The 16,607-nt window shown below is 68.9% G+C and carries 18 protein-coding genes and 1 riboswitch; of the genes, 13 read left to right on the plus strand and 5 right to left on the minus strand.

What is annotated here, in order from left to right; translation table 11 throughout:
- The first annotated feature begins 59 nt into the window (after nucleotides 1-59).
- The gene (locus OHT21_RS27355) at nucleotides 60-557 is read left to right on the plus strand and encodes a hypothetical protein (protein ID WP_328770968.1); all 498 of its coding nucleotides are present in this window, start codon (nucleotides 60-62) and stop codon (nucleotides 555-557) included.
- A gap of 390 nt (nucleotides 558-947) precedes the next feature.
- A complete protein-coding gene (locus tag OHT21_RS27360; RefSeq protein ID WP_328770969.1) occupies nucleotides 948-2,009 on the plus strand; it encodes a hypothetical protein in 1,062 nt (353 codons plus the stop codon).
- Between the two features lie 145 nt (nucleotides 2,010-2,154).
- Here the strand turns inward: OHT21_RS27360 and OHT21_RS27365 are convergent, their stop codons facing one another.
- Both OHT21_RS27365 and OHT21_RS27370 read right to left on the minus strand, forming a co-directional pair.
- The gene (locus OHT21_RS27365; protein WP_328770970.1) at nucleotides 2,155-3,765 is read right to left on the minus strand and encodes a hypothetical protein; all 1,611 of its coding nucleotides are present in this window, start codon (nucleotides 3,763-3,765) and stop codon (nucleotides 2,155-2,157) included.
- Entirely contained in the window at nucleotides 3,765-5,006 is a 1,242-nt protein-coding gene (locus OHT21_RS27370) for an FAD-dependent monooxygenase (RefSeq protein ID WP_328770972.1), read from the minus strand. Before OHT21_RS27370 ends, OHT21_RS27365 begins: the two co-directional genes overlap by 1 nt.
- Before the next feature lie 492 nt (nucleotides 5,007-5,498).
- Nucleotides 5,499-5,649, plus strand: a riboswitch (cyclic di-AMP (ydaO/yuaA leader).
- A gap of 4 nt (nucleotides 5,650-5,653) precedes the next feature.
- On the opposite strand from OHT21_RS27370, the gene OHT21_RS27375 reads away from it, so the two are divergent.
- Nucleotides 5,654-6,391, plus strand: a complete 738-nt coding sequence (locus OHT21_RS27375; protein WP_328770973.1) for a transglycosylase SLT domain-containing protein — start codon at nucleotides 5,654-5,656, stop codon at nucleotides 6,389-6,391.
- 122 nt (nucleotides 6,392-6,513) lie between these two features.
- On the opposite strand, the gene OHT21_RS27380 is transcribed toward OHT21_RS27375, so the two are convergent.
- The 3 genes from OHT21_RS27380 to OHT21_RS27390 all read right to left on the minus strand — a co-directional run bounded on the left by OHT21_RS27380 (nucleotide 6,514) and on the right by OHT21_RS27390 (nucleotide 8,885).
- Nucleotides 6,514-7,392, minus strand: coding sequence for a hypothetical protein (locus tag OHT21_RS27380; protein ID WP_328770974.1), 879 nt, complete (start codon nucleotides 7,390-7,392; stop codon nucleotides 6,514-6,516).
- A 131-nt stretch (nucleotides 7,393-7,523) separates the two neighbouring features.
- Nucleotides 7,524-8,237, minus strand: a complete 714-nt coding sequence (locus OHT21_RS27385; protein ID WP_328770975.1) for a hypothetical protein — start codon at nucleotides 8,235-8,237, stop codon at nucleotides 7,524-7,526.
- 45 nt (nucleotides 8,238-8,282) lie between these two features.
- Nucleotides 8,283-8,885: a hypothetical protein gene (locus OHT21_RS27390; RefSeq protein ID WP_328770976.1), complete on the minus strand. Its 603-nt coding sequence runs from the start codon at nucleotides 8,883-8,885 to the stop codon at nucleotides 8,283-8,285.
- A gap of 778 nt (nucleotides 8,886-9,663) precedes the next feature.
- Between OHT21_RS27390 and OHT21_RS27395 the strand changes: the two genes are divergently transcribed.
- The 10 genes from OHT21_RS27395 to OHT21_RS27440 all read left to right on the plus strand — a co-directional run bounded on the left by OHT21_RS27395 (nucleotide 9,664) and on the right by OHT21_RS27440 (nucleotide 16,601).
- Complete coding sequence (locus OHT21_RS27395) at nucleotides 9,664-10,386, plus strand: hypothetical protein (RefSeq protein WP_328770977.1); 723 nt, start codon at nucleotides 9,664-9,666, stop codon at nucleotides 10,384-10,386.
- Between the two features lie 23 nt (nucleotides 10,387-10,409).
- Nucleotides 10,410-11,261, plus strand: coding sequence for a hypothetical protein (locus OHT21_RS27400; RefSeq protein WP_328770978.1), 852 nt, complete (start codon nucleotides 10,410-10,412; stop codon nucleotides 11,259-11,261).
- Nucleotides 11,258-12,568: a CpaF family protein gene (locus OHT21_RS27405; protein ID WP_328770979.1), complete on the plus strand. Its 1,311-nt coding sequence runs from the start codon at nucleotides 11,258-11,260 to the stop codon at nucleotides 12,566-12,568. Before OHT21_RS27400 ends, OHT21_RS27405 begins: the two co-directional genes overlap by 4 nt.
- Before the next feature lie 5 nt (nucleotides 12,569-12,573).
- Entirely contained in the window at nucleotides 12,574-13,641 is a 1,068-nt protein-coding gene (locus OHT21_RS27410; protein WP_443050668.1) for a type II secretion system F family protein, read from the plus strand.
- Nucleotides 13,641-14,561, plus strand: coding sequence for a type II secretion system F family protein (locus OHT21_RS27415; protein WP_328770980.1), 921 nt, complete (start codon nucleotides 13,641-13,643; stop codon nucleotides 14,559-14,561). Before OHT21_RS27410 ends, OHT21_RS27415 begins: the two co-directional genes overlap by 1 nt.
- 42 nt (nucleotides 14,562-14,603) lie before the next feature.
- Complete coding sequence (locus tag OHT21_RS27420; RefSeq protein ID WP_328770981.1) at nucleotides 14,604-14,855, plus strand: hypothetical protein; 252 nt, start codon at nucleotides 14,604-14,606, stop codon at nucleotides 14,853-14,855.
- A 27-nt stretch (nucleotides 14,856-14,882) separates the two neighbouring features.
- Complete coding sequence (locus OHT21_RS27425; protein ID WP_328770982.1) at nucleotides 14,883-15,329, plus strand: TadE family protein; 447 nt, start codon at nucleotides 14,883-14,885, stop codon at nucleotides 15,327-15,329.
- 15 nt (nucleotides 15,330-15,344) lie between these two features.
- Nucleotides 15,345-15,782, plus strand: a complete 438-nt coding sequence (locus OHT21_RS27430; protein WP_328774240.1) for a TadE/TadG family type IV pilus assembly protein — start codon at nucleotides 15,345-15,347, stop codon at nucleotides 15,780-15,782.
- Nucleotides 15,783-15,844: 62 nt separating this feature from the next.
- Entirely contained in the window at nucleotides 15,845-16,261 is a 417-nt protein-coding gene (locus OHT21_RS27435) for a pilus assembly protein TadG-related protein (protein WP_328774241.1), read from the plus strand.
- 127 nt (nucleotides 16,262-16,388) lie between these two features.
- Entirely contained in the window at nucleotides 16,389-16,601 is a 213-nt protein-coding gene (locus tag OHT21_RS27440) for a hypothetical protein (protein ID WP_328770983.1), read from the plus strand.
- The last annotated feature ends 6 nt before the right edge of the window (nucleotides 16,602-16,607 follow it).

The raw sequence follows: 16,607 nt of genomic DNA on the forward strand, positions 1-16,607 counted from the left end.
ACAAAAGACGCGTGCAGGGGTGCTTGAGTGGCTAATAGTGCAGGTGATCGTGGAAGAACATGGACATTCGCGCCGAGGTAAGCGGATTCCGTAATGTGGCGCCGCTCCCGGGGCTGGCGGATGCCTGGCATTGGTCTCCTGCTCTCCGGTTCGACTTTGCCGGCGCGCTCTCCGGGGATGGTGAGCGGCTGTTTCAGCTCAGTGCCCGTGATTCCTATGACCAGGAACTGGCCATCGCCACCCTGGAGTTCGCCAGGGGGCGCGAGGCGGAGATGTTTTTCCGTAACCCTCATTTGAGCGCGGTCGGCGGGTTCAAGGCGCCCGGTGGGCGTTGCTTCGACGTGGTGGCGGGAGTAGGAGCGGAGGTGCACCGTTTCTACCGTGGCGAGAATCCGGATCTCACTCCATATGTGCGCCTGACATTTCCTGCCTATTCCTGTGAGTTTTCGGGAGAGGAGTCCCTCGACGAGGCCGTCACCCGGTACCGCATGCTACGGATGAAAAACTTCGATCGCGAGCCCAACCCCTTCGTGAAGATGCGCTGGCCGCGGCCCTGAGTGGGAACACCACCAGATGACCTGCACCAGCTTCTTGGTCGCGGTCCTGGAGGGAGACGTACAGTCGGAGATCCTCTGGGAACTCCCTGCCGCAGAGCACGAATTCCGTCCAAGCGGCGACTTCGTGTGACACCCTCCGGGCCTTGCTGTTGGCGAACCGGCGGCCTGCCTCAGAACCTTATAGATCACCCGTATATGTACGAAATGCTGTCACGCATTGTTCCGTAATTCCCGTAGCATCCAAAGGGGGCCGAATTGGCTCGCTATGTGGAGGCCTACTCCGCTCTGAGTAAGATCCCGGCTGAATTTCTAGCAGGATTTTGCCTGGCCTGCGCGGAACCGGGAGAGCGCCGCTGCCGTCTACGGGCCCAGGAATAGAGAGGGTGCGGCATGACGGGCAGCAGTTCTGTGATCAGCCCGGAGGACCGCCGGGCCGGTACCTCCGTCGTGGCCGAGGGCCTGCGGATCAGCAGCCGTGACCGGCGCCCGGTGTTCGGCTCCGCCGTTCTGGCCGGCGTGGTGGCGCTGCTTGTCGGAGGGGGGATCGTGGTAGGCGCGTTCGCCGCGTCGTGGGGTCTCTTCCTGCAAGCCAGAAGAGACGCCGAGTTCAGCATCGCGTCCGAGGACTCCTACGTCGCGTACGCCGACCAGAAGGACAGCCTCGTCAACGTCGCGTTATGCGTGTTCCCGCTGCTGTTCCTCGTCGCGATGGTCTTGATCGCCTGGCTGCTCACCGCCCAGGCCGTCACCGTCGCCAACGCGCGGGAACGCGCGGCGGCGGGCACGGGCACGGGCGCTGCCGCGGCCCCTGGTGCGCTCACCCTCCGCGCCCTGTGGCGCCGCTGCCGTCCGCACTTCGGGGCCGCGTTCCGCGTGCAGTTGCTGACCCTGGTGTGCGTCCTCGTCCCGGCACTGGCGGGCCTGCTCGTCCTGGTTCTCCTCGAGTTGGAGATGGTGCCCGGGGTCGTGTGGCCCACGTACCACGATCCCGCGACCGTGCAGTTCATCCTGGTGGGCCGGATCCTGCCCGTCGTGCTCTGGGCGCTCGGAGGCGTCCTCCTGGCCCGTTTCTCCCTGGCCACCGCGGTACGGGTGGCGGACAACTCCTCGGCGACGGCGGCGATGCGCCGTTCCTGGACGCTGACCGGTACGGCACGTCTGTACACCACCGGGATCTTCCTGCTGGGCACTCTCGCGGTCGCCGTCGCCTTCAACGTGCTGAAGTGGCTCGGGACGTACGTGGCGCACTGGGCGGGGCTGCTCATGCTGGCCACCACCGAGGACAACGTGTGGGTCACGGGCGTCCTCGTCATCATCACCCCGGTTGCGGTGGCGCTCGTGCTGCTGCCCTTGGCGCTGGCGCCGATGGGCGTCCTGCTCGCGTGCCTGCGCGAGCGGCTCGACGGCGGCACGGCAGAGGTTCGGGTGCCGTCCGGTGCCCCGGTCGGGTAGTGCCCGCGCTAGGGGTGCGGGAGCCGAGCCAGCCGCTCGGGTGGGCCGACGGGTGAGTGGCCCAGCGAAAGCTGAACCTGACCTGTCCCTCAGGCTGGGCCGACGGTCGGGGTGTCTGGGGCAGGGCGTTCTCCGAGATGCACCGTCAGTCCTCCGGCCTCGCCGACGCCTTGGCGCAAAGGTACGGACGCGCGAGCAGCAAGCCCGTACCCGTTATAGCGATGCCGAAGTAGACCGGCGCCAAGTGGACGAAGTCCGTGTAATGGATCGCGCCGTGCACCACCACCGCCGGCAGGAATCCGGCCGCCGCCGCTGCCGTCAGGGTCCAGAACACCCACGCCTCGCCCCGCCGCCACCCCCACGCGCTGAGCAAGACGATGGCCACCGCGGCGGACATCAGGGCGCCGCCCAGCCCCGCCCGGTCGTGCGCGACGAACGGCACAAGCCGGGAGTTCAGGGTTTCGAGCGCCTCCGCGCTGGTGCCCAGGAAGGTCAGGTCGGTCGGTACGAAGACGCCGGTCAGGCCGACTACCGAGATCACCGCTCCGCCGGCGAACAGGCCCGCTCCCGTGACGATCAGCAGGAGTTGGCCGGTCAGGGCCCGTCGGCGTTCCGGTTCCGGGCCCTCGGGGGCCAGGTGCCAGCGCGGTGTGTGCGGGGGTCGGCGGACCGCTGCCACGAACATCGGGAACAGTACGAGGGCGGTGGCCGTGTGCAGGGGTTCTACGAAGCCGGTGGCCAGGAAGTAGAACAAGGTGGGGAAGCCGATCGCTCCCGAGAGCAGGTACACCTCGCGGGCCCAGGGCCAGCCGCGTCTGATGCCGCCCACGGCGAGGCCGGTGTAGAGGGCGCCGATCGATGCCATCGTGCCGGCCATGGTGATCCGGTCGTGCTGGAGGAAGTGGACGAGGTGGGGATTGGCGGCGTGCAGTTGATGCACCGTCATGCCGAGGTAGTCGCGGTCGTACCAGAGCAGTACGGGCCCGAGTGTGATCGCCGCGGCGCCGAGTCCGGCACCCGTCATACCGAGCCCGACGAGCAGCGCCCACCACCAGGCGGGCCAGCGGCGGGGATCGCGGCCGACGTCTCGTAGCCCGACGTCCCGTAGCCGCGGCGCGGGCACGGTGGGCGTGGCCGCCTCGGTGACCCGTGCGAACCAGCCGGGTCCGGCCTCGACCAGCACCCCGGGCCGGGCGAGCACGACGGCGCCCGGCTCCTCGAGCATGGCGGCCGCGGCGGTGACCGACGGGTCGGACACGTGGACCACGTGCGGGTCGTCGCCGCTGGTGAACCCGTCGCCGTACGGGTCGGACACATGGATCGCGTGCGGGTCGTCGCCGCTGGGAAACCCGTCGACGTACGGCTTGAGGGCGGCCTCGGTCTCCGGGTCGCTCGCACGGACGATCAGCGGGATCGAGCGGCCGACAGCGGCCTTCCGTACGGTCTCCACATCGGCCGCCGAGACGGGTGCCACCTCGACGACGCCGGCCCCGAGCGGGGGCATGGCGCGTACCGTTTGGCGGGCGAGCGAGGGCGGGACGGTTATGCCGAGGCGGACGGTCACGGGTACGCCGGCGATCTCGCCGGCGAGGCGTTCGGGCGGATGGCGGTGGCCGAATCCCCGGGCGATCAGCCGTGCGCCGGCGGGACGGGAGCCGATCGAGGCCAGCAGCCGCAGTGCGGTTCGCTGCGAACGGCGACGGCCGAGGACGGCGGCGGCCGCGCCGCGCAGCGGGTGATACGTCCAGTCCGGCATCAGTCGCTCTTGCTCTTGCGCTCGCTCTTGCGCTCGCTCTGCGTCGCGGTCGCCGGGTCGGCGGGCGCGGTCCAGCCGAGCACCGGCGTCATCGAACGCAGCGTCGCTTGCGTCGGGGTCAGCCGGGCGGCCGTGTCGCGCAGCAGCACCGCGGGCGGCCACGACAACTGGCCGATTGCGCCGAGCCGGGCGGAGCGGCGCGTGATGGCCTGGGTTCGCGGACGGCGCAGCAGGTCGTACGAGCGGAGTGCGGCGGTCACGTCCGGGGTGCCGTCGAGGCAGTGGGCGAGGGTGACCGCGTCCTCCAGCGCCTGGCACGCGCCCTGGCCCAGATTGGGGGTCATGGCGTGGGCCGCGTCGCCCAGCAGCGCGACCCGGCCGCGTACGAAGGTGGGCAGCGGCGGCAGGTCGTACAGGTCGTGCCGGAGCACCGCCTCCGCGGGGACGGCGGCCAACAGGGCGGGGACGGGATCCGGCCAGGACCCGAACCGGCGCAGCAGTTCGGCGTGCTCGGACGAGGACGAGGACGAGGACGAGCCGGAGGCCGCGGCCTCCGGCAGCGACGCGGTCGCGAAGCAGTACATCCGCCCGCCCGGCAGCGCCGTGTAGCCGAACCTCTCCCCACGGCCCCAGATCGCCGCGCCCTCGGAGGGTGGCTCGGCGAGGGGCTCGGTAACCATGCGCCAGGCCGGGTAACCGGCGTACCGGGGGCCGGCCGCGTCAGGCCACAAGGCGCGGCGGACCGCACTGCGCAGCCCGTCGGCGCCGACCACGACGTCGGGCCGGGACTCACCCTCGCGGTGATGGACGACCAGGCCGTGACCGTGACCGTGACCGTGGCCGTCGTCGCGGACTGCGGACACCTCGCTGCCCGACCGCAGGCTGTCGGCGGGCAGTGCCTCGGTGAGCACCCGCAACAGGTCCGCGCGGTGCAGGACCACCAGGGGCTGGCCGAAGCGGCGCGTCAGCTCCGCGTTGTCCGTACGGGACAGCCAGCGGCCCCGGCGATCCCGTACGCCGCCTGCGGCCTCGACGGCGCCGAGTACCCGGACGGCGTCGGCCAGGCCGAGCACCTCAAGCGCGTGCAGCGCGTTCGGCCACAGGGAGATGCCGGCGCCGATCTCGGTGAACTCCGGGGCACGCTCCAGGACTTCGACGCGCCAGCCCCGGCGGTGCAGGGCAATGGCCGCCGCGAGGCCGCCGATCCCGCCGCCGACGATGGTCGCGGCGCGCTGCGGCATGGGTCCTCGCTCTGGTTGTTCGGGGCCCGCCCCCGGTCAGGTGTCCGTCGATCCGGTGCCTGAGCGGTGTGCGACGCGGCGCAGGTCCGGCTGGGAAGCGCCTCATAGCAGCATGGCGACAGTCGCCTGTCAACGTGCCGAGGGGCGGACCGGCAAGGGGTTCTTCACGCCCAGCCCCGGCGGGCCCTCAGGAAGGCGCAATGCCCGAGTTGCCTACATTGCCGCTTTGTTCAGGCTTAGTGGCGCTTGATCGCGTGAAATGAGTCACGTTCGGGTGGATTGGGCGTTGAGGGGGTGCCTCGACAACTTCTGCTTTGCAGAACGTAAGTTGAGAGTCGCGTTCCGGAATAATCGGGCGATTTACCCTTCCTTTTGGCGAGTTCATAAGGGGCGCACCGGGATTTCGAGGCTTGTTTCGGGTGTGTGCTCTCGCATACGTTCTCGTCTCGATCCGGACGGAACGCCTAATCCTGCCGCCGCTCCGGAACCCCATTCATCCACGCGCTATGGCAGGAGCGGGGGACCCAGGTAAGTCGCCGATCCGGGCAACCGGAGCGGCTTGGGGTGAAGTCGCGCTCACTGCGCGGCCGGGCAGCTCCCGCCCGAACCCGACAGCTCACCTCGCAGGCGCCGGAGAGGAATTCGTCATGCCCGCACGAGGTAAGCACCGCCGTACGAGAGTCAGCCGCATCGCCCGCGCCTTCGTCCCCGTAGGAACGGGTGGAGTCGCGCTCGCCCTCCCGTTCGTGGCGGTGAGCGGTGCCCACGCCGCCCAGCCGGCGGGGCAGGTCACGCAGGTTGCTGAGGCCGCGGTTCCGCAGGTCGAGCTCGTCACGCACAAGGTGGCCAAGGGCGACACCTTGACCAAGATCGCCAAGAAGCATGGCACGAGCGGTGGTTGGCAGGGGCTGTACAAGGCCAACCGTGCGGTCATCGGAAACAACCCGTCGCTGATCAAGCCCGGTCTCACGCTGACCGTCGGTACGAAGAAGGCGGCCGCGAGCCCGGCCGCCGCCAAGTCCACGGCGCCCGCCGCTGCCACGCAAGCCGCCGCGAAGACGTACTCGAACGACCTCGACGGTTGGATCAAGGCAGCGCTCGACATCATGGCCCAGAACGGGATTCCGGGCTCGTACGACGGCATCCACCGCAACGTCATGCGCGAGTCGTCCGGCAATCCGCAGGCCATCAACAACTGGGACTCCAACGCCGCGGCCGGCACCCCGTCCAAGGGCCTCCTGCAGACCATCGACCCGACCTTCAGGGCCTACCACGTGCCCGGCACGTCGACAGACCCCTTCGACCCGGTCGCCAACATCGTGGCCGCCTGCAACTACGCCGCCGACCGATACGGCTCGATCGACAACGTCAACGGCCCTTACTGATCGGGTGTCTGGACCTGTGGGGCGGCCTAGGCACCGGATCAGCTGAGCACCCCATGGGTCGGCCGATCGGCGACAGGGTGAATGCCCGGCCCTGTGATGGGCCGGGCATTCACCGTCGATCGTCAGCCTTTCATGTCCCCGAACAGATCTTCGGCAGTGGCGGCCGTGACGGAGCGCTTGAGCCAGGCTCGGAGGGTTTCCACTTCGGTGCAGTCCGTGATGCGCGCGCGTACGTCGTCTGGGACCTCGATGCCGCGCTCGCTCAGGATCAGCAGGATGTCCTCGGCATGGCCCTCGACGCGGCCTTCCGCGCGCAGGCGCTGGGAGGTCTCCGAGCGGAAGAAGGAGAGGTCGACGGACATCAATTGCCTCCAGGTGTTGGCGGCCGGGGCGGTCCCGAGGCCGAGTTCGGTGAATTCGGCGAAGATCCTCGCGGTCTCTTCGTCGACGGTCTTCAGAGCGGCGGCCAGGGCTTTCAGTATGGCAGCGGCGTTGACGTCCTTGCCATGCGTGATGGCGGAGAGTGTCGCCAGGGGGATGTCGCGGGCCGCAGTGGACGGGTCGGTGATGGCGGGGACGTTGTGCGGGCCCAGAACGAGGGGACGCAGTGTGAGAGTGCGCCACTGGCTGGGCCCGATCGTGATGGGTTCGGCGGCCCAGGCGGCGGTGGCCTTGTCCTGGCAGGTGACAAGCAAGACGGGCGGGATGCGGTACTTCGCGTAGAGGTGGGCGATGTGGTAAGCCCAGCTTGCGTGCTTCTTCGGGTCTCTCTTGCCCTGGGCTTCGACGACCAGGAGATGGCTTTCGCCGGAGGCGGTGTCGAGCCTGAGGAGCGTGTCCACGCGCCGTTCCAGTGGCTTGATCTCCGTGAGATCAGTGGGCATGAGGGACACCGCGACCGGGTCCGGAAACGGGAGATCCAGGGTCCGGAAGGTCCGCGCGAAGGCGCCGGGGTCCTCCTGGAAGAGGCGGTGCATCGCCTCGTGGGATGAGCTGACCATGTGACGGACGGTAGTGACGGCACGTCAAGCCGGACGGGAATATGCCGTTGGCTCACTCGTAAGGATGATCAGCGGCAAGCGTCCGGCCCCGGGCAGCCAGGTACCCGGGGCCGGGGCCGGGGCCGGAGCCCTCAACCAAGCTTCGCGTTCTGGGCCTTGGCCACGACGGAGGCGACCTTGGTGTCGCTGGGCCTGGAGTCCGCGATGGCCCAGCCGTTCACCGCGTAGTAGACGGCGATCACGTCGTCGCGGCGTACGGCTGCCGAGTGGACCGTGTGGGTGACGCCCCTGAACGTCAACGTGGCCTTGAAGGCCAGGGACTCGTCGCCCGCCGGGTCCGCCTTCTCGGCCGTAACCGAGTCGAACGCGCTCGTGTTGTTTTTCGCCTTGGCCGTGAAGCCGGTGCCGCAGGAGTCCACCGCCTTGGTGAGGCCGGCCATGGCGGACTCCGCCTTGCCGGCCTCGTAGGCGTTGAGCGTGACATACGTGTGGCTGTTGACGTTCTTCGAAGCCACTCGATTGAGGTCGGCCTGCGCCTCGCCGACGGGGAGTTGGCTCATCGCGTACGCCAGTGGGGCGCACACCTTCTTGTCGAGGGTGACCTCGTCCTGGGACTTGGCGAAGAGGTACTCCTCGCTGCTCTTCTCAACGTTGTAGCCGGGGACGTCCGCCTTGGTGATCGCGAGCTTCGCGAGCCGCTCGGCCGGGCTCGGCCCCGTCGGGGTCGGCTTGGGCGTGTCGGCGGCGGCCGCGTCCGTCTCCGAGTCACCGCCTCCGCAGGCGGTCAGGCCGGTGAGTACGGCTATGGAGAGGGCGCCGGCGGTCAGGGCAGCGGATCTCTTCATTCCTCTTCCTTTCCTTATCGATGGCTGCCGGTGGAAGCAACTGCCCTACTGGCCGGGGAACTTCCAGATGAACGGTTCCCCGTCCTCCTCCGCCCAGCGGACCTCCATCTCCTTGGCGTTCGCCGGGATCAGGTACGAGTCGCAGAAGGTGTGGCTCTCGCCCGTCTTCCAGCTCTCGACGTCGTACGGGTCCTCGCAGCCGGGCGCGTCGTCGGCGGCGCCGATGAGCAGGGCGCCCCGCTTGCCGTCCGCCCAGATGCTGGTGCCGTCGGCCGCGTCGGAGTCGGACGTCAGGGCCGGGCCGCCCTTGTGCGTGAACTTGAGGTGCGCGACCGCGAGCACCATGCCCTTGGCCTCCGCCTTGTCCTGCACCAGTTCCTGGGCCTCGGCCTCGGTGCCGACGTCCACCTTCATGGCGGTGATGTCGTACGTGACCTTGCCGTCCTCTTCCTCGACCTTGCCCTCGGCGCTCTCGCCCGTGGCCATCTCGCCACCGGAGGCCGCCTCGGCCGGAGTTGCCGCCGCCTCCGGCTTGGTAGCGGGCTCCTTCGCGTCGGCCTTGTCCTCCCCGCCGCCGCACGCCGTCAGCGCGAGCGCGAGAACGGCGACGGGCGCGGCGACGCGCAGGGCGGTTTTCTGGTGCAGCAAGACAAGCTCCTTGTGGGTGTTGTGATTGTGGGGGGATCTACTCGCGCAGGCCGCACAGCGGTACGGCGCCACAACGGCACGGCACCACAGCGGCATGGCCACAACGCGGAACAGCCACAGCGACAGCCACAGCCGCGGCACAGCCACACAGCGCTACGCGGTCGGAGGTGCCGATTCCGATGCCGGTGCTCTACGGGGCTGCAAGCCACCGGAGTTGCACCAGGAAAGGCCCAACTGCTCGTCGGGCAGACGACGTTCCCCGTGCGCGGACCCGCTCGATCTCGAAGCGGGAACGCGGTCAACAGATCCTGGGGTACCGCCCCTCACGCTGTCAACAAGGCTGAACACTCACCGTCACCGGAGGTGCGAGGGCGCAGTCACGGTGCACCCTCCGACCTGGAAGGTCATCCCGCGGCCCACACCGCCCTCTCCTTGACTCGTGAGTAGTTCGTGCAGGAACGGTGGCCTCCGCATGACGATCACGTGTCTCGCGGACGTCACGCCGTTCGCGCTCGCACAGCAGAACCTGCTCAGGAAGGCCCGTACTCAACGGGGAACCAACCGGCCTACGTTGCGCGTGGATAACGTCGAGTCCTGTGAGGTTCGCGATCGTTGGCGCGCCTTGAGGGGCTTATGCGCCCCTGATACGGTGCGATGACTTGACACTCATTCCAGCACTCAAGTCGCTGGTTATTCGGCCAGGTCGGGCGGTACGCCCGATGCCGAATGGAGTGTCCCAAATGACGGAAACCTTCTTGGGTGTACGGGGAGCGGTTGCGTGAAGATCCAAGAGCGTACGGGGGCGGGTAACAACCGTTCCGCGGCGCCGGCTCAGCCGGCCATGGGTGAGCGTCTTCCCACGCCACCTCGCGAGCGCAAACCGGCACTCGCCGCTCTCGCCGTGCTGCTCATCCTGGTCGGAGCGCTGGGGGCGACGATGCTCGTGCTGCGGGCCGGGGATCGTGTCGAGGTCATCCAGGTGACGAAGACCCTCCAGGCCGGCGAGGCCGTCGACGACAGCAACATCACCTCCGTCCTGGTCGCGGAAGACTCCAGCATCAAGTACGTCCGCTGGGAGCAGCGCGAGACCCTGAAGACCCTCAAGGCCAAGTCGCCCATCTACGCGGGCACTGTCGTCGTCGGCCAGATGTTCGGGGCGAAGTCCTCCCTCCCCGCAGGCAAGGCCTCTGTAGGCCTCGCCCTCAAGGAGGGCCAGTACCCGTCCAACATCAAGCCCGGCGATATCGTCGCCGCCTACCGCGCCAGCAAGACCAGCACCGGCTCCAACTCCGACAACAACTCGTCCGGCGGCACCGCCACAGGCACCGACACCCTCCTCGTCGACAACGCGCGCGTGAATACAAAGAGCAGCGGCGACGACGCCACCATCAGCACCGGCAACATCTCGGTCACGGTGCTCGTAGACCAGGACGACGTCCCCGCCCTCACCCAGGCCGCCGCCGCAGGCGAGGTCGCCGTCGTCCTCGTGCCCGGCAACTAAGGGCGAGAGAGACAACAAGAGACATGGCGCTCATCGCTCTCGCCGCCGACAAGGGTTCCCCCGGCGTCACCACGGCCGCCGTCGCCCTCGCCGCGGTCTGGCCCCGCCGGGCTCTGCTGGCGGAGACCGATCCGGCCGGCGGTGACCTGGTGTACCGCAGTGCCGCCGCGCACGGCGGTCCGCTGAACCCCAACACCGGCATGCTGTCCATCGCCGCCACCGCGCGCCGAGGGCTCGTACCGGATCAACTCTGGGACCACGTACAGCCGTTGAGCGGTGGACTCGAGGTGCTCGTCGGGCTCGGGAACGCCGAGCAGGCCGCCGGGCTCGCCGGGCTGTGGCCGACCCTCGGCCGGGCCTTCGCTCACCTTGCCGACTCGCCGAACGCGCCCGCCGACGTCATCGCCGACTGCGGCCGGGTCGCGGGGGACACCCCCGCCGTCGAGATGTTCTCGCAGGCGGCCCTCGTCCTCCTCATCTCCCGCACCGAGCCGGAGGCCATCGCGCGCGTACGCGACCGGGCCGCCGCCCTCACCGCCAAGCTGCACGGCGGCGCCCGCGGCGCGGCCTCCCTCGCGACCCCGCTCATCGGCGTCATCCTCATCGCCGACCCGGGCGACTCCGCCAAGCTCGTCCACCAGGTCAACGACATGCTGGTGGCCGCGCAGACCGGCGCCCGTGTCGTCGGTACGCTCGCCGACGACCCGTCCGGCGCCGACCAGTTGGCCGGACGCAAGCGCGGCCGGCTCGACAAGTCGCTGCTCATCCGCTCGGCGCGCAAGGTGACCGCGGACCTCTACCAGCAGTTCGGGGCGGCCTGGGCCGTACCGGCCGGTGGGCCGGGCGGGCAGCCCACCGCGGGGGCGGGCCGATGACCGCTGTCGACCACCAGCTGGTCAAGCGGTTCCGGCAGGAGGCCGGTGACCGTATCGCCGAGCAGCGCCGCCTCGACCAGGTCTCCGGCGTCACGCCGATGTCCAGCGAGGACGAGCGGCAGTACGCCCGCGCGGTCATCGCCCAGATCCTCGAGGAGTACGCCCGTACGGAGATCAACTCCGGTCGTACGCCGCTGGATGCCGAGACCGAGGAGCAGTACGCGGCCGCCGTGCACGCCGCTCTCTTCGGAGTCGGCCGGCTTCAGCCCCTGCTCGACAATCCCGAGGTCGAGAACATCGACATCAACGGGTACGACCAGGTCTTCGTCGGATACGCGAACGGCGAGGAGGTCAAGGCCGATCCCGTCGCCGAGAACGACGAGGAGCTCATCGAGCTCATCCAGATCCTCGGCGCGTACTCCGGTCTCTCCTCCCGGCCCTTCGACTCCGCGAACCCGCAGCTCGACCTGCGGCTGCCGGACGGTTCGCGACTGTCCGCCGTCATGGACGTCACCCGGCGCCCGGCCCTGTCCATCCGCCGCGCGCGCATGGGCAAGGTCTTCATGTCGGACCTCGTCGGCAACGGGACGCTCACGCCCGAGATCGGGCACTTCCTCGCCTGCGCCGTCCGGGCCCGTAAGAACATCATGATCGCGGGAGCCACGAACGCCGGTAAGACGACCCTCTTGCGCGCGCTCGCCAACGAGATCCCGCCGCACGAGCGCCTCATCACCGTCGAACGCGCCCTGGAGCTCGGCCTCGACCAGTTCCCCGACCTGCACCCGAACGTGGTCGCGTTCGAGGAGCGGCTGCCCAACTCCGAGGGCCAGGGCGCCATTTCGATGGCCGAGCTCGTCCGCCGGTCGCTGCGTATGAACCCCTCCCGCGTCATCGTCGGTGAGGTCCTCGGCGACGAGATCGTGACCATGCTCAACGCGATGTCGCAGGGCAACGACGGCTCGCTGTCCACGATCCACGCGAACAGCTCCAGCGAGGTCTTCAACCGTATTTCGACGTACGCGCTCCAGGCCAACGAGAGGCTGCCCATCGAGGCCAGCCAGATGCTCGTGGCCGGCGCCGTGAACTTCGTCGTGTTCATCCAGCGGCGCAACAACTACCAGACGGGCGGCCGACTTCAGCGCATGGTCACCTCGATCCGTGAGGTCAACGGCGTCGACGGACGCGTCCTGTCCAGCGAGGTGTTCGCCGAGACGGCCGACGGCAGGGTCGTACCGCATGCGCCCATGTCCTGCCTCGACGACCTGGTCGCGCACGGCTATCGCGGGCCCGCCGGGAACTGGGGCTGATGGGGATGACAGAAATGACGTACGCGACGGGGGAGATGACGGGGTCGGCCGTGCAGCTTGCCGCGCTGGGCTCGCTCGGCTCCATGGGCGGGCTCTTCTCCACGACGGTGCTGTACGCGCTGGCGTGCGGGGTCGCCGTCGGCGGCGGGATCGCGCTGTTCGCCGTCGCGGTGCGAGGGCTGCCCGCCAAGCCCGAGCACGAGAAGCACAAGTCCGGGGAACGGGCCGGGGAGCTCATCAAGTTCGCCGGTCAGCGCGGTTCGATCGCGGCCGGCGCCGGAATCGTCGTCCTGCTGCTCACCCGCTGGGCGGTGGCCGGTATCGCCGCCGCCATACTCGTCTTCTTCTGGGACAAGCTCTTCGGCGGCGCCTCCGAGGAGAAGGCCGCCATGCGCCGCGTAGAAGCGCTGGCGTCCTGGACCGAGTCGCTGCGTGACACGATCGCGGGCGCGGTCGGTCTGGAGCAGGCCATCCCGGCGTCCGCGCGCGCGTCCGCCCCCGTACTGCGTCCGCACCTCGACGCCCTCGTAGACCGGCTCCGCTCCCGTACGCCGCTGCCCGAGGCCCTGCAGCATCTCGCCGACGAGATCGACGACGCCTCCGCCGACATCATCGTCGCCGCGCTCATCCTCAACGCGCGGCTGCGCGGCCCGGGTCTGCGCCAAGTCCTCGGGGCGCTCGCCAAGTCGGCGCGCGAGGAGGTCGACATGCGGCAGCGCGTCATGGCGCAGCGGGCGTCGACTCGGCGGTCCGTACAGATCGTTGTCGCCGTCTCGATCTCCTTCGTGCTCGGACTGTCCATCTTCAACCGCGAGTTCGTCGAGCCGTACGGCACGGCGATCGGGCAGCTCGTACTCGCCTGCGTCTGCGCCCTGTTCGCGCTCGGTTTCTGGTGGCTGCGCAAACTGTCGACGATCGAGACGCCGGAAAGGTTCCTGGTCAGGGACGAGGCGGCGGTCCAGTTCGTACGACCCCGGATGCCGGCCCAGTCGCAGCCGTCACCGTCGGGTCCGGGCCAGGCGTCGGGTCCGGGCCAGGCGTCGGTTCCGTCCGAAGAGGGGGTGCGTCGCTGATGGACCTGACCATGCCGATCGTGATCGGTGCCGCCATCGGCCTGGGCGTCTACGTCCTCGTACGGGCCCTGATGCCGTCGAAGCGCAGCGCGGTTTCCCAGGTCGCGCGCATCGACGCGATGCGGGCGCGGGGCGCGGCGTACGAGTCCTCGCATCGCACCGCCGACGACGGGCGGCTGGGCAGCCTGCGGGCCGGAGTGGGCCAGCGCGTCGCCGAGTTCTATATGCAGCAGGGCTGGGAGCTGCGGTCGCTGCGGGCGGATCTGGCTGTTCTGGACCGGAGTTGGGAGAAGTTCCTCGCGACGAAGGTGCTGCTGGGGGCCGCGGGTCTGTTCTTCGGGCCGTTGCTGTTCGCCGTGGTGTGGACGCTGGGCGTGGGCAGCAGCCCGATCATCCCGGTCTGGCTGGCGCTGCTGTTCGCGGTGCTCTTCTTCTTCCTGCCGGATCTGGAGGTGCGGCGGGACGCGGCCGACAAGCGGCGCGACCTGCGGCGCGTGATCGGCGCGTATCTGGACCTGGTGTCGATGAGCCTGGCGGGTGGCCGCGGTCTCCCGGAGGCCCTGATGGCCGCCGCCGAGATCTCCGACGGCTGGGCGACCCAGCGGATCCGTAACGCGCTGTCCGACGCCCGGATCACCGGTATCAGCCAGTGGCAGGCGCTCGGTTCGCTCGGCGAGGAGCTGGGCGTCGAGGAACTCAAGGACCTGTCGGCGTCGTTGGCGCTCGTCGCGGACGACGGCGCGAAGGTCCGCGAGTCCCTCGCCTCGCGTGCCGAGACGATGCGGCACCGCGAACTCGCCGATATCGAGGGCAGTGCGGGGGAGAAGTCGCAGTCGATGCTTGTGGCGCAGCTGCTGCTGTGTGCGGGGTTCCTCGTGTTCCTGATCTTTCCGGCCGCGATGCGTGTGTTCCAAGTCTGACGCCGACCACTACTTTCGAGATCACTGAGAGGACAACTCACCATGAACGGACGGAACTTCAGCACCGGGATCCCGGGGGTGGACTTCCTGATCACCTTCCTCCAGGGGAGGGTGCAGCGCGCCCGCTCCGGGGAGCTCGACCGGGGGGCCTCCGCGGTGGAGTGGGTCATTATTTCGGCGGTTGTCGTGGCGATCGTGGGTGTGGTGGCTGCGATCATCAACGAGGCGTTGGGTGATGGCGCCAACAAGGTGAAGGACTGCATCGAGGGCGCTGACGCGGGCAACACCTGCTGATTTCTTCCATTTCACATCCATACGGGGTTGCTGGTGAGCGTACGAAGCTGGGTACGCCGCCGGGTGGAGGCCGCCTCCGCCCGCGGCGACTCCGGCATGACCGCAATCGAGTTCGTGCTGCTCACGCCCGTACTCTTCTTCATGATCTTCGCGACGGTGCAGTTCGCGCTGTACTTCTTCGCCGACCATGTGGCCCAGGCGGCGGCGCAGGCGGGCGCGCGGAAGGCGCGCGCGACGGCGGATGAGCAGCCGGGCGCCTGGCGGGGCGAGGCGCAGGACGTGGTCGACAGCTATATCGCGCAGCTGGGGCCGCAGTTGGTCCTCGCTCCCGACGTGACGATGCTCCAGCCGGAGGAGAACACGGTGGGCGTGGAGATCACGGCCAAGGTGCCGACGGTCTTTCCCGGCCTTGATTTCACGGTGCACGCGGAGTCGTCGGGGCCGGTGGAGCGGTTCGTGGAGGACGTGGATTAGGTGCGCTCTTTCGGCATGCTCGCTTTTGTACGGGCTCGGGTGCGGGTCCTGGCTTCCCGGGACCGGGACCGTGGGTTGTCCACGATCGAGGTGGTCATCCTCGCCCCCGTGATGATCATGTTCATCCTCCTGCTGGTGGCCTTCGGGCAAGTGGTGGACGGGCGGGGGGCCTTGGACGGGGCCGCCCGGGACGCGGCCCGCGCGGGTTCGATCCAGAAGGACCACGCCACGGCGATGGCGGAGGCGCGAAAAGCCGCGGAGGCCAACCTCGATGACGTCTGCTCGGGCCCGGTGACGGTGAACCAGACCAGCGAGGGCTTCATACCCGACACGATCTTCACGGTCGAGGTGAGCTGCGAGATACGTGGCCTCGCGATGATCGGCGTGGACATCCCCACGACGCTGACGGCCAGCTTCAGCTCGCCGCTCGACCCGTTCCGGAGGACGGCGTGACGCTGCGTTCTGCTGTACGCGGATGGGATGTGCGTGTTTGGATTGCGGCCCGCCGGGACCGTATGGACGACCGGGGCTCGGGTGCCGGCGCGGTCATCATCTTCGCGCTCGTGTTCCTGTCCCTGTCGGCCTTCGTCATCGACGGCGGTCTGTCGATCTCCAAGCGGGAACGTGCCGCCGACATCGCGGAACAGGCCGCCCGCTACGCCGCCCAGGACATCGACCTCGAAGCCCTCTACGACAACGAGGCCGGCCCCGCCCCCATCCTCTTCGAGAACTGCAACGCCCGCGTGAAGGCCTTCGCCAACGAAATGGGCATGTCCGGCGCGGACATCGGCGCCACGCACTGCGTGGCCGCGAACGCGGACGAGGTGGAGGTCGAGGTCCAGCTCACGTACTCCCCCGTCTTCACGGGCATGTTGTACGGCGGAGACGTGATCGTCCACGGCCAGGCGGTGGCGGAGAACCAGGTCGGCTGAGTAGGAGCCAGGGGGCACAGCGAGTGATCAAGAAGCCGACATCGAACGGATCAGGGAGTGTGCTCGGGCGCTGAAACGCGTCCATGACACCTTTGAGAAGCGAGGCAACCCGGCTGAGGGATACGGCGTGGCGGAGATCGGCGCACAGAAGCTCCTGGACGCCTTCGAGGAGTTCGACAGCAACTGGAAGATCCGCCGCAGGAAGCTCACTGAGGAGTTGAAGACCCTGCACGAGATCACCAAGGCGGCCGCGGACTCGTACGAGCAGCTCGACCACGAGCTCGCCGAGGCACTGAGGCGTGAGGACAAGCAAGGATCGGGAACTGGGGGCAGAAAGTGAGCGGGC

Source organism: Streptomyces sp. NBC_00286 (genome assembly GCF_036173125.1).
In the GTDB taxonomy this organism is placed as follows: domain Bacteria; phylum Actinomycetota; class Actinomycetes; order Streptomycetales; family Streptomycetaceae; genus Streptomyces.

Excerpts from the sequence above, each read along its gene's own strand:
- OHT21_RS27355 (WP_328770968.1), top strand. The coding sequence starts at position 60 with ATGGACATTCGCGCCGAGGTAAGCGGATTCCGTAATGTGGCGCCGCTC.
- OHT21_RS27360 (WP_328770969.1), top strand. The coding sequence starts at position 948 with ATGACGGGCAGCAGTTCTGTGATCAGCCCGGAGGACCGCCGGGCCGGT.
- OHT21_RS27365 (WP_328770970.1), bottom strand. The coding sequence starts at position 3,765 with ATGCCGGACTGGACGTATCACCCGCTGCGCGGCGCGGCCGCCGCCGTC.
- OHT21_RS27370 (WP_328770972.1), bottom strand. The coding sequence starts at position 5,006 with ATGCCGCAGCGCGCCGCGACCATCGTCGGCGGCGGGATCGGCGGCCTC.
- OHT21_RS27375 (WP_328770973.1), top strand. The coding sequence starts at position 5,654 with ATGCCCGCACGAGGTAAGCACCGCCGTACGAGAGTCAGCCGCATCGCC.
- OHT21_RS27380 (WP_328770974.1), bottom strand. The coding sequence starts at position 7,392 with ATGGTCAGCTCATCCCACGAGGCGATGCACCGCCTCTTCCAGGAGGAC.
- OHT21_RS27385 (WP_328770975.1), bottom strand. The coding sequence starts at position 8,237 with ATGAAGAGATCCGCTGCCCTGACCGCCGGCGCCCTCTCCATAGCCGTA.
- OHT21_RS27400 (WP_328770978.1), top strand. The coding sequence starts at position 10,410 with ATGGCGCTCATCGCTCTCGCCGCCGACAAGGGTTCCCCCGGCGTCACC.
- OHT21_RS27405 (WP_328770979.1), top strand. The coding sequence starts at position 11,258 with ATGACCGCTGTCGACCACCAGCTGGTCAAGCGGTTCCGGCAGGAGGCC.
- OHT21_RS27410 (WP_443050668.1), top strand. The coding sequence starts at position 12,574 with ATGACAGAAATGACGTACGCGACGGGGGAGATGACGGGGTCGGCCGTG.
- OHT21_RS27415 (WP_328770980.1), top strand. The coding sequence starts at position 13,641 with ATGGACCTGACCATGCCGATCGTGATCGGTGCCGCCATCGGCCTGGGC.
- OHT21_RS27420 (WP_328770981.1), top strand. The coding sequence starts at position 14,604 with ATGAACGGACGGAACTTCAGCACCGGGATCCCGGGGGTGGACTTCCTG.
- OHT21_RS27430 (WP_328774240.1), top strand. The coding sequence starts at position 15,345 with ATGCTCGCTTTTGTACGGGCTCGGGTGCGGGTCCTGGCTTCCCGGGAC.
- OHT21_RS27435 (WP_328774241.1), top strand. The coding sequence starts at position 15,845 with ATGGACGACCGGGGCTCGGGTGCCGGCGCGGTCATCATCTTCGCGCTC.